The organism is Streptomyces sp. NPDC058637 (genome assembly GCF_042717325.1).
Classification (GTDB): Bacteria; Actinomycetota; Actinomycetes; order Streptomycetales; family Streptomycetaceae; genus Streptomyces.
This window is the reverse complement of sequence record NZ_JBHXRD010000009.1, coordinates 92,482-116,507: the sequence shown is the minus strand read 5'-3', so window position 1 is coordinate 116,507 and position 24,026 is coordinate 92,482. Positions and strand designations below refer to the sequence as shown.

Annotated in this window: 16 protein-coding genes and 2 pseudogenes; 5 read left to right on the top strand and 13 right to left on the bottom strand. The window is 71.0% G+C overall.

The genetic code is table 11. The features are described from left to right. Positions 1 to 53 precede the first annotated feature (53 nt). The gene (locus ACFWVP_RS11480; protein WP_384495684.1) at positions 54 to 1,286 is read left to right on the top strand and encodes a trans-sulfuration enzyme family protein; all 1,233 of its coding nucleotides are present in this window, start codon (positions 54 to 56) and stop codon (positions 1,284 to 1,286) included. On the opposite strand, the gene ACFWVP_RS11475 is transcribed toward ACFWVP_RS11480, so the two are convergent. From ACFWVP_RS11475 to ACFWVP_RS11450, 6 genes and pseudogenes are all read right to left on the bottom strand, one after another. After that, entirely contained in the window at positions 1,204 to 2,601 is a 1,398-nt protein-coding gene (locus ACFWVP_RS11475; RefSeq protein ID WP_384495874.1) for a GNAT family N-acetyltransferase, read from the bottom strand. The genes ACFWVP_RS11480 and ACFWVP_RS11475 overlap by 83 nt on opposite strands. A 65-nt stretch (positions 2,602 to 2,666) precedes the next feature. Then, the gene (locus tag ACFWVP_RS11470; RefSeq protein WP_384495682.1) at positions 2,667 to 5,531 is read right to left on the bottom strand and encodes a DUF6493 family protein; all 2,865 of its coding nucleotides are present in this window, start codon (positions 5,529 to 5,531) and stop codon (positions 2,667 to 2,669) included. Further along, the gene (locus ACFWVP_RS11465; protein WP_384495680.1) at positions 5,528 to 6,901 is read right to left on the bottom strand and encodes an SWIM zinc finger family protein; all 1,374 of its coding nucleotides are present in this window, start codon (positions 6,899 to 6,901) and stop codon (positions 5,528 to 5,530) included. Before ACFWVP_RS11465 ends, ACFWVP_RS11470 begins: the two co-directional genes overlap by 4 nt. 72 nt (positions 6,902 to 6,973) lie before the next feature. Next, positions 6,974 to 8,566: an alkaline phosphatase D family protein gene (locus tag ACFWVP_RS11460; RefSeq protein WP_384495678.1), complete on the bottom strand. Its 1,593-nt coding sequence runs from the start codon at positions 8,564 to 8,566 to the stop codon at positions 6,974 to 6,976. Between the two features lie 197 nt (positions 8,567 to 8,763). Continuing rightward, positions 8,764 to 10,156, bottom strand: a pseudogene (locus ACFWVP_RS11455) (PLP-dependent aminotransferase family protein). A 155-nt stretch (positions 10,157 to 10,311) separates the two neighbouring features. Beyond that, a pseudogene (locus tag ACFWVP_RS11450) lies at positions 10,312 to 11,141 on the bottom strand (alpha/beta fold hydrolase). Positions 11,142 to 11,285: 144 nt separating this feature from the next. Between ACFWVP_RS11450 and ACFWVP_RS11445 the strand changes: the two are divergent. Further along, a complete protein-coding gene (locus ACFWVP_RS11445; protein WP_384495676.1) occupies positions 11,286 to 12,170 on the top strand; it encodes an RNA polymerase sigma-70 factor in 885 nt (294 codons plus the stop codon). 343 nt (positions 12,171 to 12,513) lie between these two features. Continuing rightward, positions 12,514 to 13,287, top strand: a complete 774-nt coding sequence (locus ACFWVP_RS11440; RefSeq protein ID WP_384495674.1) for a GntR family transcriptional regulator — start codon at positions 12,514 to 12,516, stop codon at positions 13,285 to 13,287. Positions 13,288 to 13,372: 85 nt separating this feature from the next. Here ACFWVP_RS11440 and ACFWVP_RS11435 read toward each other — a convergent pair whose 3' ends face one another. The 3 genes from ACFWVP_RS11435 to ACFWVP_RS11425 all read right to left on the bottom strand — a co-directional run bounded on the left by ACFWVP_RS11435 (position 13,373) and on the right by ACFWVP_RS11425 (position 16,458). Beyond that, on the bottom strand, positions 13,373 to 14,530 hold the full coding sequence (locus tag ACFWVP_RS11435) for an ROK family protein (protein ID WP_384495672.1): 1,158 nt from the start codon (positions 14,528 to 14,530) through the stop codon (positions 13,373 to 13,375). A gap of 100 nt (positions 14,531 to 14,630) precedes the next feature. Then, positions 14,631 to 15,281, bottom strand: coding sequence for a response regulator (locus ACFWVP_RS11430; RefSeq protein ID WP_384495670.1), 651 nt, complete (start codon positions 15,279 to 15,281; stop codon positions 14,631 to 14,633). 4 nt (positions 15,282 to 15,285) lie between these two features. Continuing rightward, complete coding sequence (locus ACFWVP_RS11425; RefSeq protein ID WP_384495668.1) at positions 15,286 to 16,458, bottom strand: sensor histidine kinase; 1,173 nt, start codon at positions 16,456 to 16,458, stop codon at positions 15,286 to 15,288. A 107-nt stretch (positions 16,459 to 16,565) separates the two neighbouring features. On the opposite strand from ACFWVP_RS11425, the gene ACFWVP_RS11420 reads away from it, so the two are divergent. Both ACFWVP_RS11420 and ACFWVP_RS11415 read left to right on the top strand, forming a co-directional pair. Further along, the gene (locus tag ACFWVP_RS11420; RefSeq protein WP_384495666.1) at positions 16,566 to 17,501 is read left to right on the top strand and encodes an ATP-binding cassette domain-containing protein; all 936 of its coding nucleotides are present in this window, start codon (positions 16,566 to 16,568) and stop codon (positions 17,499 to 17,501) included. A gap of 5 nt (positions 17,502 to 17,506) precedes the next feature. Beyond that, positions 17,507 to 18,250 (top strand): ABC transporter permease, encoded by a 744-nt coding sequence (locus ACFWVP_RS11415; RefSeq protein WP_384495664.1) that lies wholly within the window; start codon positions 17,507 to 17,509, stop codon positions 18,248 to 18,250. A gap of 487 nt (positions 18,251 to 18,737) precedes the next feature. Here the strand turns inward: ACFWVP_RS11415 and purB are convergent, their stop codons facing one another. The 4 genes from purB to ACFWVP_RS11395 all read right to left on the bottom strand — a co-directional run bounded on the left by purB (position 18,738) and on the right by ACFWVP_RS11395 (position 23,776). Next, the gene (purB, locus tag ACFWVP_RS11410; protein ID WP_384495662.1) at positions 18,738 to 20,180 is read right to left on the bottom strand and encodes an adenylosuccinate lyase; all 1,443 of its coding nucleotides are present in this window, start codon (positions 20,178 to 20,180) and stop codon (positions 18,738 to 18,740) included. Positions 20,181 to 20,482: 302 nt separating this feature from the next. Then, a complete protein-coding gene (locus tag ACFWVP_RS11405) occupies positions 20,483 to 21,319 on the bottom strand; it encodes an SGNH/GDSL hydrolase family protein (RefSeq protein ID WP_384495660.1) in 837 nt (278 codons plus the stop codon). A gap of 103 nt (positions 21,320 to 21,422) precedes the next feature. Then, on the bottom strand, positions 21,423 to 22,442 hold the full coding sequence (locus ACFWVP_RS11400; protein WP_384495658.1) for a hemolysin family protein: 1,020 nt from the start codon (positions 22,440 to 22,442) through the stop codon (positions 21,423 to 21,425). After that, positions 22,439 to 23,776, bottom strand: coding sequence for a hemolysin family protein (locus ACFWVP_RS11395; RefSeq protein WP_384495657.1), 1,338 nt, complete (start codon positions 23,774 to 23,776; stop codon positions 22,439 to 22,441). The genes ACFWVP_RS11400 and ACFWVP_RS11395 overlap by 4 nt, the downstream gene beginning before the upstream one ends. Positions 23,777 to 24,026 lie beyond the last annotated feature (250 nt).

Here is a 24,026-nt window from a genome sequence, read left to right as displayed (position 1 = left end):
AACGTAGCACGGGACTATCCCACATCCCCCCGTTCACTGTTCAGAGTGGTGACATGGACACCGAATCCTCCGCGCTGACAGCCCCGGCACCCATCCGGTCCAGGGCGCTCGCCACCGAAGCCGTGCACGCCGGACGCGACGATCTCGCCTCTCTCGGTCTGCACGCCGCACCGATCGACCTGTCCACCACCTATCCGTCGTACGACTCCAGGGGCGAGGCCGAGCGCATCGACGCCTTCGCCGCCACCGGGGCGAGGCCCGACGGGCCGCCCGTCTACGCCAGGCTCGACAACCCGACGACGGCCCGGTTCGAGACGGCACTGGCCCGTCTGGAAGGTGCCGACAGCGCCGTCGCCTTCGCCAGCGGAATGGCCGCGCTCACCGCAGTGCTGCTGGCCCGCGCGAGCAAGGGACTGCGGCATGTGGTCGCAGTACGGCCGCTCTACGGCTGCAGTGACCACCTGCTGGGCGCCGGGCTCCTCGGCACCGAGGTGACCTGGACCGACCCGGCGGGCATCGCCGACGCGATCCGTCCGGACACCGGCCTGGTGATGGTCGAGACCCCCGCCAACCCGACGCTGGCCGAGGTCGACATCAAGGCCGTGGCGCACTCCTGCGGGTCCGTACCGCTGCTCGTCGACAACACCTTCGCCACGCCCGTCCTGCAGCGTCCCCTGGAGCACGGCGCGCGGATCGTGCTGCACAGCGCCACCAAGTACCTCGGCGGGCACGGGGACGTGATGGGCGGAGTCGTCGCCTGCGACGAGGAGTTCGCCGCGACGCTGCGGCAGGTGCGCTTCGCCACCGGCGGCGTGCTGCATCCGCTCGCCGGATACCTGCTGCTGCGCGGGCTGTCCACACTCTCCGTGCGGGTCCTGGCCGCCTCGGCGAGCGCGGCCGAACTCACCCGCAGGCTCTCCGCCGACCCGCGTGTCGCGCGGGTGCACTACCCGGAGCTGGGCGGGGCGATGGTGGCCTTCGAGGTGTACGGGGATCCGCACCTGGTGATCGCGGGAGTCCGGCTCGTCACGCCGGCGGTGAGTCTCGGCAGTGTGGACACGCTGATCCAGCATCCGGCCTCCATCAGCCACCGCATTGTGGATGAGGGAGACCGGCAGGCCGCCGGGGTCAGTGACCGCCTGCTCCGCATGTCGGTCGGTCTCGAGGACGTCGAGGACCTGTGGGCCGATCTGTGCCAGGCGCTCAGCGACGGATCTGCGGGTGCCGTTCCGTCTGCTCGTGCGCAGGGACCGGCCGGACGGGAGACGCAGCCAGCCGGGCGGTGATCACCAGGGTGCCCTCCTCGATCTGGTAGTCCAGGGGCAGTGCGAGTGCGCGCATGGCCGCGACCATGCCCGTGTTGTGGGCCTGGGTGACGGCGTACACGCTCTCGCAGCGGGCCTCGACGGCCAGGGCCACCAGTCGGCTGAGGAGCTCGGATCCGATGCCGCGGCGCTGCCAGTCGTCCTCCACCAGGAGGGCGACCTCGGTCTCGTCCCCGTCCCAGAGCAGGTGGCCGAGTGCCACCAGCCTGCCGGAGGCCGTCTGTACGGCGAGTGTGCGGCCGAAGCGGGGGCTCAGGAGGTGGTCCAGATAACGGTCGGCGTCACGGACCGGGCCGTGGTAGCGCAGGCCGAGAGTGTGCTCGGAGCAGCGGTCGTGCATGGCGCGGGCGGCGGCGAGGTCGCTGCGGTCCGCGCGCCGCACGGTGATCTCGTTGCCCTCGGGAAGGGTGAGGACGTCCTCGCTGCGAGGTACGCGCGGGCCGAGCCGGGCGTCGAGCTCTACGAGGGCGCGGGCACGGGCGAATTCCGTCGGGGTGAACGGGAGATACGGGCGCTCGACCGTGATGACTCCGCCCGAAGGGTCGCGCAGCCTCATCACGGTGTCCTCCAGGACACCCTCCACGGGCGCGTTCTCCCCGGTGGGGCGCCCGGTGATCGACAGGGCGGGCAGCGAGTGGATGGTGCACCGGCCGAGGAGTTGGCGGAGCGCCAGCGGGAGTTCGGCCGCGTCCAGTGCCGTTCGGGTGGCGAGGCCGATGACCCGGGTGGGGGTGTCCACCAGATCGTGGGCGTCGGCGCGCTCGATCCAGGTGGAGGTGCCCCCGGCGGTGGCGATCTCCCGGCTGAGCTGCTGGGCGGGAAGCGCCGCGGGCGCCCGGAGCAGGAACTCGTCGACGGTGCCCTCCGCCAGCGGATGCGTCTGCAGGGTGAGGATGTCGATCCGGTGCCGGGCCAGGGCGATGCAGAGGGCGGCCAGGGTGCCGGGGGCGTCCTGCACCGTCGTCCGCATGCGCCACAGCACCGTTTCCGTGACCTCTTCGGCGCCGACGGAGGCGGGCTCCGCGTCCGTTCCGGCGAAGGACACGGCAGTATCCGGGGGCGGGGCGTGGCTGTGCCGCCGCGCCCACCACGTGTGGAACGCGGCCGTGGCCACCAGGGCCACGGCCGAGGCGATGAGCAGGTACGGGCCGTCCGGCTGGTGCCCGATCAGGTTGGCGATCGCGTCGGCCACGGCAACCGCCGTGAAGAGAGCGGCCAGTTCGATCAGGTCCCGCCGCCAGTGGTGCGGACGGCGGGCACTCTTCGCGGATGTCACATCAGTCATGTCCTCACTGTGACCGACCGGTGTTGCCTGACCGCGAACGCATTGTGACTGATGGGTTACGTGTGGATCTGGTCGCCTATCAGTACCTTTTGCCCATCTCGTCGATGGTTTCCTGCCTGCGGCCCCCTGACGGTCTCCCTGTCCGCGGTCTCCCTGCTGCCCCTCGTCTCCCTGCCCCTCGTCTCCTCGGCGGCGGTCTCCCCGTCGATGGTCTCGCCGTTCTCGGTCCCTCCACCGTCGGTCTCTCCGCCGCACCCGGGCCCGGAGGCCGCCAGCAGCCGGGCGGCCTGCCGTACCAACTGCGAGGAGCCCCGTCGGCCGGCCGTCGCGGCGAGGCCGGCGACCGGTTCCGTGGCCACCGGGCCGCAGCGCTCCGCGCACGCGGCGGCCACGGCCAGGATCTCGCCCAGCCCGTGCGGCGCCTTGTCGTAGGCGAGAAGGCTCGGCAGCGCCGCGGTCAGCACCGACAGGACCGTCCGGTACGCGCCGGTGGCCGCGGCCGTACGGACCGAGTCCGCGAGCCGGTTCAGCTTCACGAGATCGTGATCGACGAGCACGGCCAGCTCCCTGCCGAGCAGCCTCGCGTCCAAGCGTCCCCGGGCGGCGATCACCAGCAGGGCGTCCACCGCCGAGAGACGGTCCTCCGCATGGCGTGCCCCCAGCCCGTACGCCAGGGCGAGATGGATGGCGTCGGCGGCGGGTCCCCCCGCCTCGGCGATTCCCGGAAGGACCCACGCCCCACCGTCCGGTCCGTCGGCCGCGCCGTTCATCAGTGTGGGTATCAGCCAGGCCGCCAGGGCCTCGCCGTCCTCCGGGAGAGCCGCGAGCCAGTGCTCCGAGCGTGCGGCGGCCCAGTGGTAGCACGGGCTCTGATCGGGGTAATGCGGGCGGCCGAGCCAGTGGAACGCGCGCGGGAACTCCTGCTGTATGTCGAGACGTTCCTTCGTGGCGAGCAGCACCCGTCGGGTCCCGGTCGCGGACCTCTGCCACCAGGTGCCGGAGGTCGGACGGTCACTGTCGGACCCGTGCCGCAGTACGGGCGCGACCGGCGTGTCCGCCCGCAGCCACGAGGCGAGGCGGTCACCCTCCGCGGTGCCGAGCAGCGCGGCGCCGGCCGCGGCCCGCAGGCTGTCGGTCCGGCGTACGCGGAGGAGTGCCTGCGCGAAGTCGACGGGCCCCGGATGGACGCCGAGCCGTCGGTAGGCCCCCAACCGCTCCACGAGTTCACCGGCGTCCAGTGACCCGGTGTGCCAGGTCGGTGTGGCCAGCAGGAACGGCACCTGCCCCGTCGTCGCGACGGCAGCGGCCTCCCACAGCCTCGCGTACATCACCCCGTCCAGCGCGGCATGCGGGCAGGTACCGGTGGCCGTCCACCGATGGCGTCCGTCCCGCGCGGACCGGAACGAGATCCGGCCGAGCAGCGATGCCGCGACGAGATCGAGACCGCCGGGATTCCTGGTGAACCACCGGTCCACCTGCTCCTGACGCGGGTCGTCGAGCCACCACTGTCCGGCCATCGCCTCGCGCAGCGCCTCCGTCAGCGCCGTACGGTCGGTCCGGGCGTGACGGATCAGTCCGTCGAGCGCGCGCTCGAACGAACCGACCTCCCTCGAACCGGAATTCACCAGGGCGGCCACCTCCTCGACGAGCTCGGCCACCGTCCCCGGGGCGGGCCCGAGGAGACGTGCGGCCGGTACCGGAGGCAGCGCCTCCTCGTAGGGCTCCTCGGCAGCTCCCTCGGCCGGCAGGTCCCCGAACACCTCATGGGCGGCGGCCCGGTGCATCGGTCCCAGCTGTGCCGCGGCCATAGCGAGATCGATACGCACGGCGTCGCCCGCCGCGCGGAGGTGGCGCGCCGTCAGCTTGAGTGCCCGCTCCTGGATGTCGATGTCCTCGTGCCCGAAGGCCTCGGCGACGACGGGAAGCAGTTCGTCGGCGGTGGACGCGTCCCGGCGCAGCGCCTTGCCGATCGTCACCAACTGGGCCCGCACCAGCTTCTTCTCCGTGCGGAACAGCACCGAGCCCGAGACCTCGGCGAGCACGCGCGTGGTCAGCTCCCCGCGGGCGTCCAGCCGGGAGAGCACCTCCTGCGCGTGTCCCGCGACGACCGGAATGCCGTCCCCGGCCATCCCCGACCAGTCCGGGACACGAGCCGCCTCCTCCTCCTCGGTGAGGCCGAGCGCACGCACCACGGCCAGGTAGAACCGCAGACTCCCCGGCTTTCCGCCGCGCAGCAGCCGCTTCACGGCACCGTCGACCAGCACCGCCCGGTCCAGCACCCCTTCGGCCGCCAGCGTCGCCAGTACGGCCGGCCAGTGATCGCCGGAATCCGGATCGTCGTACCAGGACAGGGAGGAGGGCGGTTCGGGCCCCTCGAACAGCCTCGGGACGAAGGCCGTGAGATGCGGCTCGGTGCGCAGGACCTCGATCAGGGGGTTCCGTCTGTTGCCGTGGTACCGCCGGGAAGCGACGTACGACACCCAGGCCTCCACCATGGTGTCCGTGACCGGCATCGGGCACTGCGCGATACGCACCAGCTCGGCGACGAACCAGTAGTCCGCTTCCGCCGAGGCCATCGACGGACGTGCCGCCAGCCGATGGGCGACGTCGGCGAGCCAGGCGGGATCACGGTCCGCCAGCACCTTCAGCACCAGGTGGTACGGAGTGCCCGACCAGTCGCGCAGATCACGGCTGCCGATCCAGGCCGCGCAAGCCGCTGCGCCGGTGTGACACCCCGCACCCGCGACCAGCAGGGTGGTGCGGACGGCCGCCTGCCGCTGCCAGTCCCACCCCCGGGCCTCCTTGCGCAGGGACTTCAACTCCGCCAAGGCCGCTTTGCGTTCCGCACGGTCGAGACCGGCCACGAGTGCGGGCACCGCCTGCTTGCGGCCGTCCCGGACGGCAGCGAGGAGCTCCTTCATCGCACACCGCCCGCAACCGTCGCACCGCGGCGGACCATGCGGACGGCCAACGCGTGTTTGCAGGGGCCCCGGCGTCCTCGGTAGTCCGCCCACCACTGGCAGGTGCAGCTCAGTACCCCGTCCTGCTCCCGCACCTTGTAACGGCGCTCGCCGGAGGAGACGGCCGCCAGCTCACCGTCCATGACGACCGCCCCCGAACCGGCCAGCTGCCGGGCCGCGACCAGACGCGGATTGTGCCGCTCGGCCCGGCGCGCGTCATACGGGAGCTCCCGGTGGAAGTACGCCGCGTCCGAGAGGTCGTACCCCACACGACCCGCCGTGCCCAGCCGGGTGAGCGCAGCCCGCACCCGCTCCACCGTCAGCCCCGACTGCTCGGCCAGATCGGCCGGCTCGATCCTGGGCTCCCACGCCAGCAGCACGGACACCAGCTCGGCGTCCGCCGCGGCGTCATCCGTGGCCAGCGCCTCCAGCACACCACCCTCACCCGAGAATCCGCGTGACGCGTCGGGCGACAGGGTCAGCGTCAGCCGCATACCCGGCAGCACCACCTCCCAGGCACTCGCCGTCGCCGCGTCGTCGGCCACCGGACCGTAGATCCTCAGAGCCGTCGCATCCCGCAACACCCGCTGCAGGGCGACCAGCCGCTCCGGACCCGGCAGGCAGACCGCACCGGGGACAGGACGGGTCGTCGGCCGCAGGGTTTTCCCGGCCGGGACGACCCACCGGGCTCCCCGTGAGGCGTTCCCCGAGGACCGCGGCAGCGAACGGAGAAACCTGACAGCCTCCGCCGCCGGAAGCTCGGCCCGCAGATCGAAACCGGCGGACACCACCTGTGCCTCGGCGAAGCCGCGCAGCCAGCGGTCCGGCAGCGGCACCTTCTTCTCCACCACAGGGCCGTCCATGGTGGAGACCGCCATCTCGTCGGGCCCGACCCGCAGATGCAGCGGATCATCCGCCGTTATCCGCGACAGAGCCTCCCGCAACGGATGGTTGACATCCACGTTCGTCGTCCCGTGCCCGGTCTCCGCCCCGTCCAGCCCGCCCTGCAGCACATCGAGACGCGCGTACACCCCGCAGCAGCCGGAGAACGACTCGAAGCGCAGCCGGTCGCCGTTGCCCGTGACCACCGGGTCGAGGGACGAGAGCAGCGTTCGCTGGTAATAGCGGGCGGACGCCACGTCGGCGACGGCCAGCAGCCCCCGCGCGGCGATCTTCGGCGACGTCAGGAAACCCGAGAAGAATCGCGGGTGAGCCTCGGCGCCGCGCGGCGTGAGACCGCCTGCGGTCTCCAGGCCGAGCAACTGCCCCGCCTGCGAGGACTCCAGGACGGACGGGCGTGAGTAGGCCAGGGCCTGAACGGATCGGGTCATGGGAAAACCGTAGGACCCACCACTGACAACGGCCCCGGGCACGAGTCCGGGGCCGCCCTCAACGGCGCCCGCTCACTGCCCCGTACGCCCCGGCTGCAACACCTTGCTGAACAGGACCGTGCCGCCCTGAGCCCGCAACCGCACCGTCAACTCCCCGCTCCCGCCGTCGATGTCGACCTCACCGAAGAACTGCGGCGACTCCATCGGCGACACGTTCGCCCGCTCCGGTGCCTGGACGAAGACCCGGTCGGGTCCGAACGTGCCGTCGAGCGCGTTGGCCGGGAACCCTCCGGCTGCCAGCGGCCCCGACACGAACTCCCAGAAGGGGGCGAAGTCCTTGAACGCGGCGCGCTCGGGGGAGTAGTGCTGCGCCGAGGTGTAGTGCACATCGGCCGTCAGCCAGACGGTGCCCGTGATCCGGCGGTGCTTGACGAAGCGCAGCAGCTCGGCGATCTGCAGTTCCCGGCCGAGCGGTGCGCCCGGATCCCCCTGGGCGATGGCCTCGAAGTCCGTGGCGCCGTCCGGGACGACCAGGCCCAGCGGCATGTCGGCCGCGATGACCTTCCACACCGCCCGCGACTGCGACAGTTCGCGCTTGAGCCAGGCCAGCTGTTCGGCGCCGAGGATGCCCGTCGTGTCGTCGGGCTGCCGGCCGGGGGAGTTCGCGTTGCGGAACGACCGCATGTCCAGGACGAACACATCGAGCAGTGGACCGTGGCGCACGACGCGGTGCATGCGCCCCTCGGGGGACGAGGGGCGCAGCGAGGAGCCGTGCGACGACACCGGGAAGTACTCGCGGAACGCCCGCATCGAACGCGCCGCCAGGAGATCCACGTTCTTCTCGGTGTAACGGGCGTCGTCGAGGATCTGCCCCGGGTACCAGTTGTTGCGCACCTCGTGGTCGTCCCACTGGATGATGGAGGGAACCTGCGCGTTGAACGCGCGCAGGTTGTCGTCGAGCAGGTTGTACCGGAAGTTGCCACGGTACTCGTCGAGGGTCTCGGCGACCTTAGACTTCTCCGGGGTCGTGATGTTGCGCCAGATCCGCCCGTCCGGAAGCGTCACACTGGGCTCCAGCACCCCGTCCGCGTAGATGTTGTCGCCGCTGCACAGGAAGAAGTCCGGGTCGAGGCGGCGCATCTCGTCGTACACCAGGTAGCCGCCGATGTCGGGATTGATGCCCCAGCCCTGGCCGGCGATGTCACCGGACCACAGGAAACGCACCCCGTCACGGCGCCCGGCGGGGGCGGTACGGAAGGTTCCGTACACCGGCCTGCCGGTACGGCGCGGGTCGTGCGGGTCCGCGAGCGTCACGCGGTAGTGCACCTGCTCGCCGGCCGGCAGCCCGTACAGGGGCGTCGTTCCGGTGAAGTCCGTGCGCGCTCCGATGAGCGGGCCGTGCCACCTGCGGGCCCGGCGGAAGGACTCGGTCGCCGAGGTCTCGACCAGCATCCGTGCCGGACGGTCCGATCGCACCCAGACCAGCGCCGACGACGCCGTCACATCACCCACCTGCACGCCCCACACGGCACTCGGCCTGCCCGAGAGAGCGAAGGCGGGGGCGGCTGTGACGGCGGAAGGAACGGCGAAGGCGGCCGATGCGACGAGCGAGCCGCGCAGCACGGTGCGGCGGTCCGGGGCCGGAATGCGGGGACGGTTCGACATCGATGCGCCTCCAGGGGCGACGGGGGCAGGCGGACTGCCGTGACGACGGGACGGACTCGGCTGAGTGCCGAGTCATGCCTAGTGCCCGGCGGCGGCGGGCACGCCAACCCCAGATGAACAGCGTGGCCGTACCGTCAACTCGACGCCGTGGTGGCGGCCCTGTCCGCACTGCGACCCATGACGCCTCCCCGTCTCCCTCACACGGCACCTGATCCGTCCGCTGCTCCGACCGCCTCGGACAGCAAGCGGATTCCGCGTGCGATCTCGGCCGGGGTCAGATGCGCGTACCCGAGCACCAGCCGGACGGTGAGGCCGTCGGCGTCCGCCGTCCCGTAGTCGCTCAGCGGACGCAGTGCGATGCCGGCCGCGTCCGCCCTTCGCAGGAACTCCGGCTGCGGGCCGAAGCGCTCGGGCAGTCGGGCGATGATGTGCAGGCCTGCGGCGATTCCGCTGACCTCGGCCCCCGGAAAGTGCTCGGCGAGCGCCGCGGTCACGGCATCCCAGCCCTCCCGGCAGGCGCGCTGACAGTGGCGCAGCTGGCGGTCGTAGCCTCCCCCGGTGACGAGGTCCGCGAGGACCGCATGGTCGACCGAGGGGTTGCCGAGGTCCTCGACGATCTCGTCGGTCAGGGACGCGGGGGCGACCAGCCAGCCAGGCGCAGCCCGGGAGCCAACGACTTGCTGACCGATCCGGTGTATACGACATGCTCCGGATCCGGTCCCTGCAGGGCTCCGACCGGTGCCCGGTCGTAGCGGAAGTCGCCGTCGTAATCGTCCTCCATGAGCACGCCCGAAGTGCTGCGGGCCCATTCGAGCAGCTTGCTTCTGCGCTCCGCGGAGTAGGCGATTCCGGTGGGGAACTGATGGGCGGGGGTGGTGACCACGGCGCGTACGCCGGAGCGCAGCAGCGGTGCGAGGGCGAGGCCGTCGTCGTCGAGCGGGAGCGGGACCGTCGTCAGCCCGGTCGAGGCGAACAGCGCGGAGTGCTCGGGACTGCCCGGGTCCTCGACGCCGACCTTCGTGATGCCCCGGCCGCGCAGCACGAACCCGAGCAGCGTGGTCGCCTGCGCCACACCCGAACACACCACCAGCCGTTCCGGATCGGCGACCACCCCACGGCGCCGGGTCAGCAGGGCGGCCCACGCACCGCGCAGCTCCGGCAGCCCTCGCGGGTCCGGATAGCCGAGGGAGCTGTGCGGCAGCCTGCCGAGAACCGCACGCTGGGTGGCGGACCAGGCGCTCCGCGGGAACATCGACAGATCAGGAGTGCCCGGTCGGAAATCCACCGATGCGCCGGGCGCGCGCGGTGACAGGCCCCGCGCCCCCGGGTCGGCGGGCCGCACCGCACCGCTCACCCAGGTGCCGGCGCCCCGGCCGCTGCGCAGGTGACTCTCCGCCGTCAACTGCTCGTACGCCTCGGTCACCAGCCCGCGTGAGACACCCAGGTCCGCGCGAGCTCACGGCTCGCCGGGGGACGGGTGCCCGCCGCGAGGCGGCCCGAACGCACGGCCTGGCGCAGAGCCTCCTGAAGGGCCCGCCCTCGCCGGCGTGCGGGAGCGGAGACGGCGGACAGCAGCTCGGTGCCGGTCAGGTCGGTCCGGCCCCAGCGTCCTCGGCGACTACCCGTACGCCGGGGGTCAGGCCCTGCGGCGCGGGGCAGGCGGCCGGGAGTCTGATGGTCGGGGTGGCGCTCGGCTCGGCCTCCTGCGACGTCGTCCGACGCAGGCCGACGGCCGGGACGGTGTGTCAGCGGCTCGTGTCGAGAATGATCCGCGCCACGGCGGCAGGGTCGTCGTTCATCGGAACATGGCCGCGACCGGGGAGCCGTACAAGCCGGGCACCCTGGATGACGTGCTTGGCCCGGACGCCCTGACGGCGCGGCAGCAGACGGTCCTGGCTTCCCCACGCGACGGTCACCGGGAGGCCCGGGACATCGTCGGTGAAGGCGACGCCCCGGCTGACGGCCAGAGTCGCGTGGAAACCGGTGGCCGTACGCAACGCGACAGTCTCCGCCACGACGGCGTCGGCTGAACGCCGGCCGGGCCGGGCGTAGATGGAACTCGTCAACACCGCACGGCCGGCCGCGCTCCGTGAGAGCCGCACGATCAGAGGCATCGGCATGGTCAGCGCGGCCCTGCGCATCGTGTGCAGGACACCGAAGGCGTAGCGGCGTTCGCCCTCCGTCCAGAATCCGGCGGGGGACAGGGCCGTCACCGAGCGCACGAGCTTCTCCCGGCCCAACTCCAGGGCGAGTAGACCCCCGAGAGAGTTCCCCGCGACGTGCGGACGCACCACACCGATCGTCCGGCAGAACGAGGCGAGCAAGGTGGCCACGGTCCGCGGGTCGTACGCGAGACCGCCGGGCAGCGCGGGCGAGGCACCGAAGCCGGGCAGGTCCACGGCTATGACATCCCGCTCGGCGGCCAGGATCCGCACGACCGGTCCCAGGCCTGACGGTGGTGGCCGATGCCGTGGAGCAGGAGCAACGGCTCGCCCGAGCCGCTTCGCTCGTACGCCAAGGACACGCTCCGAGGTCCGACGGACGAATCGACTGCGAACGAGACCGATGGGGCCATGCCGCTCCTCGGGACGGTCCGGCCCGACTGGGCGGGACGGTGGTAGACGCCTTGTCACCAATAATTACCGTCGAGTAGTCAGCAGTTCAAGGGGCGGGGTAGAAGCTGCTGGACACCGTCCGACGTGTCGGCTGGGATGGAGACGTGACCGCCGACACCGCGACCGATCAGTTCGAAGAAAACCGGCCCGTCCTCACCGGGGTCGCCTACCGGATGCTCGGCCGTGTGGCCGATGCCGAGGACGTGGTGCAGGAGGCGTGGCTGCGCTGGTCCTCCGCGGAGCGCGAGGGTGTGCGGGAGCCGAGGGCCTTCCTTGTCCGGATCACCACCCGGCTGGCCATCGACCGTCTGCGCCACCTGCGGTCCAGGCGCGAGTCGTACGTGGGGCCGTGGCTCCCCGAACCCGTTGCCACCGGCTTCGGGCCCGCCGTCCCCGACACCGCGGAACAGGCGGTCCTCGCCGATTCCGTCTCGCTGGCCGTGCTGGTCGTCCTCGAGTCGCTCTCCCCGCTGGAGCGCGCGGTCTTCGTCCTGCGCGAGGCCTTCGGCTTCCCGTACGCGGAGATCGCGGCCACTCTCGAACGGTCCGAAGCGGCGGTACGCCAGCTCGCCGGCCGCGCGAAACGGCATGTGGAGGAACGCAAGCCGCGGTACGACGTCGATCCGGCCGTGCGCCGGGATCTCACCGAGCGCTTCCTCGCCGCCGCGTCGGGCGGAGACCTGGAGCAGCTGCTCGCCCTGCTGGCCCCCGACGTGCGGCTGGTCAGCGACAGCGGAGGCAAGTCGAGGGCGCCGCGCCGGATCATCGAGACGGCGGACAAGGTCGGCCGCTTCCTCTTCGCCGTGGGGCGGGACGGGGCGCCGGGGATGGAGGCCACGATCGTGGAGCTCAACGGCGGCCCGGCCCTCGTGGTGACCGTCGACGGGAAGCCGGACACGGTCTTCCAGGTGGAGGCCAGGGGAGGCGTCATCCAGTGCGCCTACATCATTCGCAATCCGGACAAGCTGGCCGGTTTGCGCAGAGGTTAGGTCTCCGGCAGCCGGCCGATCACCCTTGGCCGGCCGATCGCCCTCCCGGGTCGTCGTCGGCTGTCCCGCGCGACAGCCGCGCACCGCTTGAGCCGCGCACCGCGTTGTGCGATCCCCACAGGCCTCCCGGGCGCTCCCGGACGTGGGGTTTCCGCTGCCCGGAGCCCACGGCTCCACGAACGTCCTGTGAACGCTCTACGGCAGGGGACCGTTCCGTTCCGTTACCGGGGGAGTATTGGTCTTGACCAAGGTGGTACGCCGCCCTAAGGTTCTGAACGTTAAGACAGGAACCTTTAATAAATAACGTCGCGGAATAGACGCTGGGCGATTGCGGAGGATCAGGGTGGGGACCACGCAGCTGGAATCGGTACAGGAGCCGAAGTACTGGCACCTCAAGACCGTGCTCAGTGAGGCACTCGACTCGGACTTCGCGGTGGGGGAGATCCTGCCCAACGAGCGTGATCTCGCGGCGCGCTTCGGGGTCGCCCGGGCAACGCTCCGACAAGCTCTGGAGCAGCTGGAACTCGAAGGCAGACTGCAGCGTCGCCGGGGCGTGGGAACCACCGTCGCCCCGCCCCGGGTAGGTGTGGCCGTCGCCGCGGCGCAGCACGACTGGGCCGGCGGAGGAGGTTCGTCGGACGAGGCGTGGCAGCCCGTCGAGTGCACCTCCGCGAAGGCTCCTGCCGCCGTGGCCGCCGTTCTCGACAACGGTGCCGAGGACGAGGTGCACGTCGTGCGCCGTATCCGTGTGGCCAACGGGCAGTCCGTCGCCGCGGAGCTCCTCTACGTCCCGCGGTCGTCCGTGCCCGAACTCTCCTCGATCGACGCGCCGTCCGGCCCGGCCCGGGCACGGAGCGTCCTGCGTGAGCTGCACCGTCTGGGCCTCGACGGCCAGGACCGCTCGGTAGAGCTGGGATCGGCCCGGGCGGACGACGCCAAGGAGCTCGACCGGCTCCCCGGTGCCCCGGTTCTCGTGGTCACGACGCGCTACTTCGCCGCCTCCGGAACGGCCGCCGTTTCTGTGGCCACCTACCGGGCCGACACCTGCCGGCTCACCTTCGGGGACTCGGGGGCCCTGGAGATCAGCCACGAGGAGCAGGAGCGGCAGGCCTCCTGACCCAACGGCTCCGAGGTTCCTGTCCCCGGCGCCGAAGCTCCGCCCTCCGGCGGAGCCCCAGCAACACCCGTGCGGCCCGTCGCAGTCAGCGACGGGCCGTCACCGTTCCCTCCACGGCGAAGAGCTGCTCCTCGACATGGTCCAGGGCCAGCCGCAGGGCGCCGGTGGCGACTGCGGCCTCACCGAGCAGCGAGAGGGTCACCCGGGGCGGCCGCAGACAGTAGCGAGCCAGCTCGTCCCGGAGCGGATCCAGGACCCCGTCCAGGCCGGCGGCCCAGCCGCCGATCACCACCAGTTCGGGGTCGAGGGCGAGCACCAGGGCGGCGACATCGTGCACCAGCCTCTGAATGAACCGCTCGACGGCTGCCTGTGCCCCGGCGTCACCCTGCCTGGCCGCGGCGAACACCGCGGCGACGGCGTGTTCGTCCAGCGGGTCCAGCGGGGTGTCCGTCGTGGATAGCAGGTGTTCCGGTGTGACGTCCCGGCCCAGCAGGTGCAGCGCACCGATCTCGCCCGCCGCACCACCGAACCCGCGGTGCAGCCGCCCACCGATCAGCGAACCCGCCCCAGGGCTCAGACCGGCGAGGACGAAGACGATGTCGTCGGACTCGGTGGCCGCACCCTTCCAGTGCTCGGCCACGGCAGCCGCATTGGCGTCGTTCTCCACCAGCACGGGACAGCGGAAGGAACGCCGCAGCTTCTCGCCCAGGGCGAGGCCGGTCCAGTCGGGAAGTGCCGTGCCCAGCCGCACGGTGCCGTCGGCCTCCACGATGCCGGGGCTTCCGACGCCGACCGCGCGCAGACTGCTCCGGGCAACCCCGGTGCGCCGCAGAACATCGGCGATCACAGCCCTGACCTGTTCGATCCTGTCATCCGCACACGCGGTCTCGGACACCTCGCGTGAACCGGCGCCTATGATCCGGCCGTCCAAACCGGACAGCAGCGCGGAGACGCGATGAGGTCCGATCTCGATGCCCAGCAGGTGACCTGCCTCGGCACGGAACCTGAACCGTCTCGCCGGCCGTCCCTGCTTGCGCGCCCCGCTCTCGTCGGGCAGGGCCTCGACGACCAGGCCCGCTGCGAAGAGCCCTTCGACCACGCCCTCGACCGTCGGACGGGACAGGCCCGTGATCCGGGTCAGGTCCGTGAGTGTCGGCGATTCGGCACCCCGGAGGGCATGCAGAACCACCGCGGAATTGATCCGCCGCAGCAGAGACGGGTCCCCACCGGTCAGCCGGCCCACGGTGTGTCCTCCCAGGTCGTGCGCATGTCTGCCGGATCGTACTCGTTGGCCGAGGCGGCGGCGACAGCCACCCGGAGCCGGTACCGAGAGGTGACCCCGGTCAGCCCGGAGCCACGAAGCCGGACTCGTAGGCCGCGATCACCGCCTGGGTGCGGTCCCTCGCCCCCAACTTCGCCAGCACCGCGCTGACATGCGACTTCACCGTCTCCACCCCGACCACGAGCTTGGCCGCGATCTCCGCGTTGGACAGACCCCGCGCCATCAGACGGAGCACCGCCGCCTCACGGTCGGTGAGGGCCGCCCGATCCATGACCACCCGCGCCTTCGTCGTGCCGTACTCGGCGGCGAGCTGTCTGACCGCCGCGGGGAACAGCAGTGACTCCCCCTCGGCCACCAGCCGTACCGCGTGCACGATCTCCGCGGGCCGGGCCCGCTTGAGCAGAAACCCGTCCGCGCCGGCTCGCAGTGCCTCGTAGACGTACTCGTCGTTCTCGAACGTGGTGACCACCAGGATCTTCGGAGGTTCGAGAACGGTACGCAGCACCACCCGGGTCGCCTCGATTCCGTCCATCAAGGGCATCCGCACATCCATCGCCACCACATCGGGGCGCAGTTGACGTACGAGAGGAATCACGGCCGCGCCGTCGGAGGCCTCACCCACGACCTCGATATCGGGCTGGGCCTCAAGGACCGCGCGCAGTCCCGCGCGCACCAGAGGCTCGTCGTCGACCAGAAGTACGGTAACCGGCATCCGGTCAGCGTATGTGCTCCAGCGGGAGGCTCGCGTGCACCATCCACTCCCCGTCGTACGGACCCGTCTTGGCCTTTCCGCCCAGCAGAGCGGCCCGCTCCCGGATGCCCCGCAGCCCGCTGCCGCCACCCTGCCCGCGGGGCGACCTCTCGAGAGGATTGGTCACCTCCAGCTCCAACGAGGCACCCGCGACGCGGATCCTCACCCGCACGGGAACGGCACCGGCGTGACGCAGCACATTGGTGAGTGACTCCTGCAGGATCCGATACCCCTCACGTGACACCGGCCCCGGGATCAGATCGAGCGGACCCGAGACCTCCGCGTCGATCTTCGCTCCGGAGCCACGAGCCGAGTCCAGCAGTTTGTCCGCCTCCGCCAGGGTCGGACGCCCACTCGCGGGAGTGTCCGACTCGCGCAGCACCCGCAGGACCCGCTCCAGATCGTCCAACGCGTCGCGGCCCGTCTCCTCGATCGCGGCGAGTGCCCGCGCGGTGAACTCCGGGTCACCCGCCGTCCGGGCCGCACCCGCCTGTACGACGGCGACCGTCAGCGCGTGCCCGATCGAATCATGGAGCTCGCGCGCTATGCGATTGCGTTCCAGGAGCGTCTCGGTGCGCTCCTCCAGCGCGGTCATCCGTTCCACCGGTGACGGGCCGAGCAGCCGACGGGCAACAGCTGTGACGATGTCACCGCACAGCACGACCACACCGAACAGCAGGAGAATAGGCAGGGGTGCGAGCAGGACGCACCACCAGCCTGGCTCGACACCACGGGCCAGCCAGTCCTCGCTCGGAGCCGTTCCGAACGAACCCCGCACGAGGTCCACCGTCGTCGCCGGCAACCAGACCGTCGCGAAGGTCGCCACCGTCGCCAGAACCAGCCGTACCTCCAGCCAGGCAACGGTGCGCCAGCGGGCGGTCCATGTCGTGGCCGGACCCGCGGAGATCGCGGCGTCGGGGCGGCCCCGCTGGTCGGGCGTGAGCAGTAGCTGCGCCTGGATCCCCTCGCCGAGGCGCACCACCGGAAGCAGTCCGACAGGTATCGCGAACAGGAACGGCATCCAGGGCCTGCTCGGCGAGATGAACAGCCACACGCTGACCACCGCGGACGGAATGAGCAGGTGCAGCCAGCGACTGTACGTGGCCGGTCTGGCCAGCCTTGCGAGGTAGCGGCGCATGCTGCCATCGTGCCAGCGCCGACCGGAGGACGGCTCCCCCGCGAGAGGGAGACGATCCACCCGGGCGGGGGAGGCCACGGACCTTGGCCCGCGGCCAGGCTGAGGTCATGACCAGCATCGACGTGCACGAGCTCACCAAGGACTACGGGCCCACCCGTGCGGTGGACCACCTCACGTTCAGCGTGCGACCCGGCCGGGTGACGGGATTCCTCGGGCCCAACGGCGCGGGCAAGTCCACCACCATGCGCCTGATCCTCGGCCTTCACCGGGCGACCGGCGGCACCGCGACGATCGGCGGGCGGGCCTACGCATCGCTGGGAAATCCGCTGCGCCGGGTTGGCGCCCTGCTCGACGCCCAGGCGGCACACGGTTCGAGAACCGCCCGTAATCATCTGCTGGCACTCGCCACCAGCAACGGCATAGCGGGCAGCAGAGTGGAGGAGGTGCTGGTGGAGGCCGGCCTCGGTTCGGTCGCAGGGCGGCGGATCAAGACGTTCTCGCTCGGCATGCGCCAGCGGCTCGGTATCGCCGCGGCCCTTCTCGGTGACCCTGAGGTGGTGATGCTGGACGAGCCGTCGAACGGGCTGGACCCGGAGGGAATCGTCTGGATCCGAGAGCTGATGCGGAGACTGGCAGGGGAGGGCCGCACAGTCCTGGTCTCCAGCCACCTCATGAACGAGACCTCGTCGTTCGCCGACCACCTGGTCGTCCTCGGCAAGGGCAGGCTCCTTGTCGACATGCCGATGCGGGAGTTCCTCGCATCCCGCAGCCGGCCGGGTGTCCGGCTGCGGGCGACGGAATCGGCGCGGCTGCGCGACGCGCTGATCCGTAAGGGATATGACCCCGTACAGGGCGACGACGGACGGTGGGCGGTGGACGGAGCCACGGCCGAGGAGATCGGTGCCCTGGCCGCCTTCGAAGGTATTCCCCTTCTCGAGCTCATCGACAAGCAGGCCACGCTGGAAGAGGCCTACCTCGATCTCACGGCGACCGAAACGGAATTCGCCGCCACCGCATCCCCTACCGCCGGCCAGGAGGACTGACCGCCATGACCATGTCTACGACCGCGGTGCTGCGTTCCGAATGGATCAAGATCAGATCGGTGCGGTCCGTCTCCGGTTCTCTCATAGCGGTCTTCGCCGCCACCCTCCTGGTCACGGTGCTCACCTTCGCCACAGTCGGGCAGGCAGAGGCGGACAACCCGGGTAACGACGTAGTCTTTTCCGCTTTCTACGCCCTGAACTTCGGCCAGATCGCGGCCATCAGCTTCGGTGCGACCGCTCTTTCGTCCGAGTTCCTGAACGGTGCCCTGCGGACATCGCTCACGGCCGTCCCGAGTCGCGGCCTCTTCTACGCAGCGAAGATCGCAGTGGTCGGTGGGCTCGCCCTCGTCGTGGGACTGATCACCAGCTTCACCACGTTCCTGGTGGGTCAGCTGTTCATGGGTGAGTACGCGATCGGTCTCGGCGAGCCCGGAGCTCTGCGTGCGGCATTCGGTGGCGGCGTCTACCTGGCTCTCATCGCCCTGTTCGCGGCGGGACTGACGGCGGTGCTCCGCAGTGCGGTTGCCGTGCTCAGCCTGCTCATTCCCTTCATCCTGATTGTCTCCTTCGTGGTCGGAGACATAGCCGGTGGAGTTGCCCAGTACCTGCCGGACCGGGCCGGGCAGTTGGTGCTCTACCAGAATCCGGAAGGAAGCCTGGGGCCATGGGAGGGTCTGGCCGTCACCGCCGGATGGGCCACCCTCGCACTGCTCGCCGGCTGGTGGACGGTGCGGACCAGGGACGCCTGAGCAACGGCACGGGAGCAGCCGTACGGGTGTCACCTCACCGTGTTCCCGGGGCCAACTCGACCAGACGGGCACGGACATCGTCGCGACGAGGATGGTCGGCCAGCACCCCGAGCAGGTCACGCCCCTGGCCGGAGCACAGGCTGATCACCTGCAGAGGACCGGACGGAATGCGGTCCAGTGCAGCTCGGACCTGTGATTGAACGGCTAGCAGCCGCCGTTTTGTCCAGGAACCGGGAAGATCGTCTCGGTCGTGCCAGGCCCGCCAGTCCATGGCGGGAACCCTAGGACGACAACCGCTCACCGGGTGCCCCTGGTCGAATCGCCTGCGCGGACCGGACCCACGCCGGACCGCGTCGGCCACGGTCTCGGGCACAGCACAGGCCCGGAGGACCGCATCACCGAAAGCGGCCCGCCCGCGGCCAAGTCCGGGACGACACGGGCGCGGGTGGGCTGGAGTCCTCATGTGCTCCGACAGGGGAGCGGGCTTTCAGAGAATGGAGCCGGGGGCGTAAGCGGCGGCTTCCGGGTGCTGCTTGGCGATCTCCTCGATCCGGGACACCAGCGCGGTGACCTGGTCGCCCGCAGCGCCGGTGAACGACAGCTTGTCCGCCATCAGGGCGTCGAGCTGTGCGCGGTCGAGCGGGATGCGCTCGTCGGCGGCCAGCTTGTCCAAGAGCTCGTTGCGCTCCGCGCCCTGTTCCCGCATGGCCAGCGCCGAGGCGACCGCGTTCTCCTTGATGGCCTCGTGCGCGACCTCCCGCCCGACCCCGGCCCGGACAGCGCCCATCAGCACCTTGGTCGTGGCCAGGAACGGCAGGTAGCGGTCCAGCTCGCGCGCGACGACCGCCGGGAACGCGCCGAACTCGTCGAGCACGGTGAGGAAGGTCTCCAGCAGACCGTCGAACGCGAAGAAGGCATCCGGCAGCGCGACCCGGCGGACCACGGAGCAGGACACGTCGCCCTCGTTCCACTGGTCGCCCGCCAGCTCGCCCGTCATCGACGCGTAGCCCCGGAGGATCACCATCAGGCCGTTGACGCGTTCGCAGGAGCGGGTGTTCATCTTGTGGGGCATCGCCGACGAGCCGACCTGACCCGGCTTGAAGCCCTCGGTCACCAGCTCGTGCCCGGCCATCAGCCGGATGGTCTTGGCGACGGACGAAGGAGCCGCAGCCAGTTGCACCAGCGCGGTCACCACGTCGTAGTCCAGAGAACGGGGGTAGACCTGGCCCACGGAGGTGAAGGCGTGCGCGAAGCCGAGGTGCCCGGCGATGCGCTGTTCCAGGTCGGCGAGCTTGCCGGCGTCACCGCCGAGCAGGTCCAGCATGTCCTGCGCGGTGCCGACAGGGCCCTTGATGCCACGCAGCGGGTAACGGTCCAACAGGTCCTCCAGCCGCCCGTAGGCGACCAGAAGCTCGTCGGCGGCCGTGGCGAACCGCTTGCCCAGCGTCGTCGCCTGCGCGGCGACGTTGTGCGAGCGGCCCGCGATGACCAGCTCGCGGTACTCGGCGGCCAGTTTGCCGAGCCGGGCCAGCACCGCCACCGTACGGTCGCGCATCAGCTCCAGCGAGAGCCGGATCTGCAGCTGCTCGACGTTCTCGGTGAGGTCCCGGGAGGTCATGCCCTTGTGGACCTGCTCATGGCCGGCGAGGGCGTTGAACTCCTCGATCCGGGCCTTCACGTCGTGCCGGGTGATCTTCTCGCGCTCGGCGATCGAGGCGAGGTCGACCTGGTCGACCACGCGCTCGTAGTCGGCCAGGGCCGCGTCAGGTACCTCGATCCCGAGGTCCTTCTGAGCGCGCAGCACCGCCAGCCACAGCTGACGTTCCAGCTTCACCTTCTGCTCGGGGGACCAGAGGACGGCCAGCTCCGTAGAGGCATAGCGGCCGGCCAGGACATTGGGGATGCGAGGCTTCGCAGACACAGCAGTCACGTGTCCGGATTCTACTGGCGGTTTCTGCAGGTCCGCGCCGCGGTCCGGTGTGTGGTTTCCTACGAACGTCTGCTGACCTCGCCAGGCCCGCCGCCCGGCGACCCTGGCGATCACGGCAGCCACGACACCTGCCCGGTGACCGGCTCCTGGGCTTCCGGCTCCCCGCGGCCGGCTCTCCTCACCCTCCGGCTGGCTCCCGGCCCCGACCGGCGCCTTCGGCCGCGGCATCCCAGAGACCCGCTCCTCGGCCTCCGGCCCCCACAGGTCTCACGTTCCGGGCATCTCCGGCCGGCCCGGGCCGGTCAGCCGTCGAGCCTGCGCCACCCCGTCACGGGGCCGGGGACGGCCCCGTCCTCAGGCGTGATCCAGAAGGCCTGGCCGAGCGCCCCGTCGAACTGGGCGCCGCCCCGCCCGTCACCGGACGACCTCCCGGTGAGCCGCCGCCCGATCCAGGGCATCAGATGCTGTCGGGCGAAGCGGACGTCGTCCACCCGCCGCCTCGCCCAGCGCGCAGGCGGGGAAACGGGCATCGGATTCCGCCAGTCACTCTCCGCGGGCAGTCCCAGCCCTTGCCAGACCGCCTCCGCGACCCGGTGGTGCCCCTCGGCCGTCAGGTGCAGCCTGTCGACGTCCCACATCCGCGGATCGCCGAGCGACGGCGCACCGTACAGGTCGGTCACCAGCGCGCCGTGCCGCTTCGCCAGGTCGTCGACCAGCGAGAACAGCTCCTCCATGCGCGGGCGGAAGCGTTCCATCACCGGACCGTTACGGCCGGGGCTGCGCATCAGCACCAGCGTCTTGCACGACGGGGCGAGCCGCTCCACGGCTTCCTCCATCCGGCCGCGGACCATGCCCATGTCGCACTTCGGCCGCAAAGTGTCGTTGAGCCCGCCGACGAGTGTGATGACGTCCGGTTGCAGCGCCGCGGCGATGGCGACCTGCTCCTCGACGATCTGGCCGATGAGCTTCCCGCGTACGGCGAGATTGGCGTAGCGGAAGCCGGGCGCACGGGCCGCGAGCCGAGCAGCGAGGATGTCGGCCCAGCCGCGGTACGTACCGTCCGGCAGCAGGTCCGACATCCCCTCGGTGAAGGAGTCGCCGACCGCGACAAAGCTGGTGTAGGGGGCATTCAATTCCATGGCGGTGAGATTCTACCGTGACGGCGACCGGAGACCGGCGGCCGACGGCGCACGGAGAGGGGGCGCGGCAACGGCCGCGCCCCCGATCAGCCAGCCGCAGGCGTCAGCGTGCCTGGGGCCTGCCCACCAGCTCACGCAGCACGTCCTCCATGGTGACCATGCCCGCCAGCCGGCCGTCCTCGTCGAGAACCGCCGCGAGGTGCGTACGGCTGCGCCGCAGCGCGGTCAGGACGTCGTCGAGTGGCGTCGCCGCCCGCACCCGGGCGATCGGCCGCAGCGCCGTCACCGGGAACGGGACATCGCGAGGCGTGGCGTCCAGGGCGTCCTTCACGTGCAGGTATCCGAGGATCCGCTGTTCGCTGTCCATCACCGGGAAGCGGGAGAAGCCGGACTCGTACGACAGCCGCTCCAACTCCTCCGGCGTCGTGCCGACCCTGGTGTACAGCACCCGGTCGACCGGCATCAGCACGTCCCGGACCGGGCGGCGACCCAGCTCCAGCGCATGGCGCAGCCGCTCAGCCGAACGGTCGTCGACGAGACCCGCGTCCCCCGCGTCCTTGACGAGCCGCGCCAGCTCGTCGTCGGAGAAGGTCGCGGACACCTCGTCCTTGGTCTCCACCCTCAGGAGCTTGAGCAGCGCGTTGGCGAAGGCGTTGATCGTGAAGATGACCGGTCGAAGCGCCCGGGCCAGTGCCACCAGTGGCGGCCCGAGCAGGAGCGCCGTGCGGGCGGGCTCGGCCAGAGCGATGTTCTTCGGCACCATCTCGCCCAGCAGCATGTGCAGGTACGTCGCGACGGTCAGGGCGATCACGAACGAGATCGGGTGCACCAGCCCGTGCGGAACGCCCACCGCGTCGAAGGCGGGCTCCAGCAGATGTGCGATGGCGGGTTCGGCGACGATGCCCAGCACCAGGGTGCAGAGCGTGATGCCGAGCTGTGCCGCCGCGAGGAGGGCCGACACGTGCTCCAGGCCCCAGATGACGCTGCGCGCCCGCCGGTTCCCGGCCTCGGCCTCGGGTTCGATCTGGCTGCGCCGTACGGAGATCAGCGCGAACTCCGCGCCGACGAAGAACGCGTTGACGACCAGGGTCAGCAGGCCGATGAGGAGCTGGACGGCGATCATCGGGCGTCCTCCTTCGGCTCGCCGGTACCGGGCAGCGGTGCGTGCAGCAGTGCCCGCGCGGCGCGGTGCCCCGAGGCGTCCACCACGTCGATCCGCCAGCCGGCGAGCTCGACGGTGTCGCCGACCACAGGGATGCGGCCGACATCGGTGGCGATCAGACCCGCCAGCGTTTCGTAGGGCCCGTCGGGCACCCGCAGTCCGATGGTCCGGAGCTGGTCGGTGCGGGCCGCCCCGTCGGCGGACCACAGGACGCGTCCGTCGGCGTCCTCACCGGCGGCGGCCAGGTCGGGTGTCTCGTGCGGGTCGTGTTCGTCGCGGACCTCGCCGACGACCTCCTCGACGATGTCCTCCAGCGTCACGACACCCGCCGTGCCGCCGTACTCGTCGATGACGACGGCCATGGCCAGCTTCCCCGAAAGACGGTCGAGCAGCCGGTCCACGGTGAGGGTCTCCGGTACGAGCAGGGGCTCGCGCAGCATGTCGGCCACCCGCTTGCGGGGCCGCTGGTCCGCCGGGACGGCCAGCACGTCCTTGATGTGCGCGACGCCGACGACCGTGTCCAGACTGCCCCGGTAGACGGGGAAGCGGGACAGGCCGGTCGCCCGGGTGGCGTTCGCGACGTCCTCGGCGGTCGCCCGGATCTCGAGGGCGGTGACCTGGACACGCGGTGTCATCACGTTCTCCGCGGTGAGCTCGGACAGATTGAGGGTGCGGACGAAAAGCTCCGCGGTGTCCGCTTCCAGTGCGCCCTCCTTCGCGGAGTGACGGGCCAGGGCCACCAGCTCCTGCGGGCTGCGCGCGGAGGCCAGTTCCTCGGTCGGTTCGAGTCCGAAACGGCGCACGATCCGGTTGGCGGTGTTGTTGAGGTGGCTGATGAAGGGTCGGAACACGGCGGTGAACACCCGCTGCGGGGTGGCGACCACCTTGGCGACGGCGAGCGGGGACGAGATCGCCCAGTTCTTCGGGACGAGCTCGCCGACCACCATCAGGACCACGGTGGACAGCGCGGTGCCGATCACGAGTGCCAGCGAGGAGGCCACACCCGGAGAGGCGCCCGTCGCCTCCAGCGGTCCCCGGATCAGCTTGGAGATGGACGGTTCGGAGAGCATGCCGACCACCAGATTGGTGACCGTGATGCCGAGCTGTGCGCCGGAGAGCTGGAAGGTGAGACTGCGTACCGCCTTGAGGGCTCCGGCGGCGCCGCGCTCCTTCCGCTCGACGGCTCGTTCGAGCTCGCCGCGCTCCACGGTGGTCAGGGAGAACTCCGCCGCCACGAACGCGCCGCAGGCGAGGGAGAGCAGCACCGCCACGAGGAGCAGTAGCACTTCGGTCATCGGTTCACCTCCGTCCCATGATCGGGCAGGGTCAGGAGGTTCGCGCGATGTCGGCGGTGTCTACTACTGGGAGGCTCGCCCATGGGCGGACGCTCACACCTTTCGAAAAGTCGGGACGTTCGGGGATCCATCGTAAAGGGTCGGCAAAGTGGCGGACGTACCGGTTGTCCGTCCGGTCCGCTCCACCCTCCGGTCCCCACTGGGACGCGTCGCCGGGCCCGGCCCCGCCCGGACGGACCGAGCCGGCCCT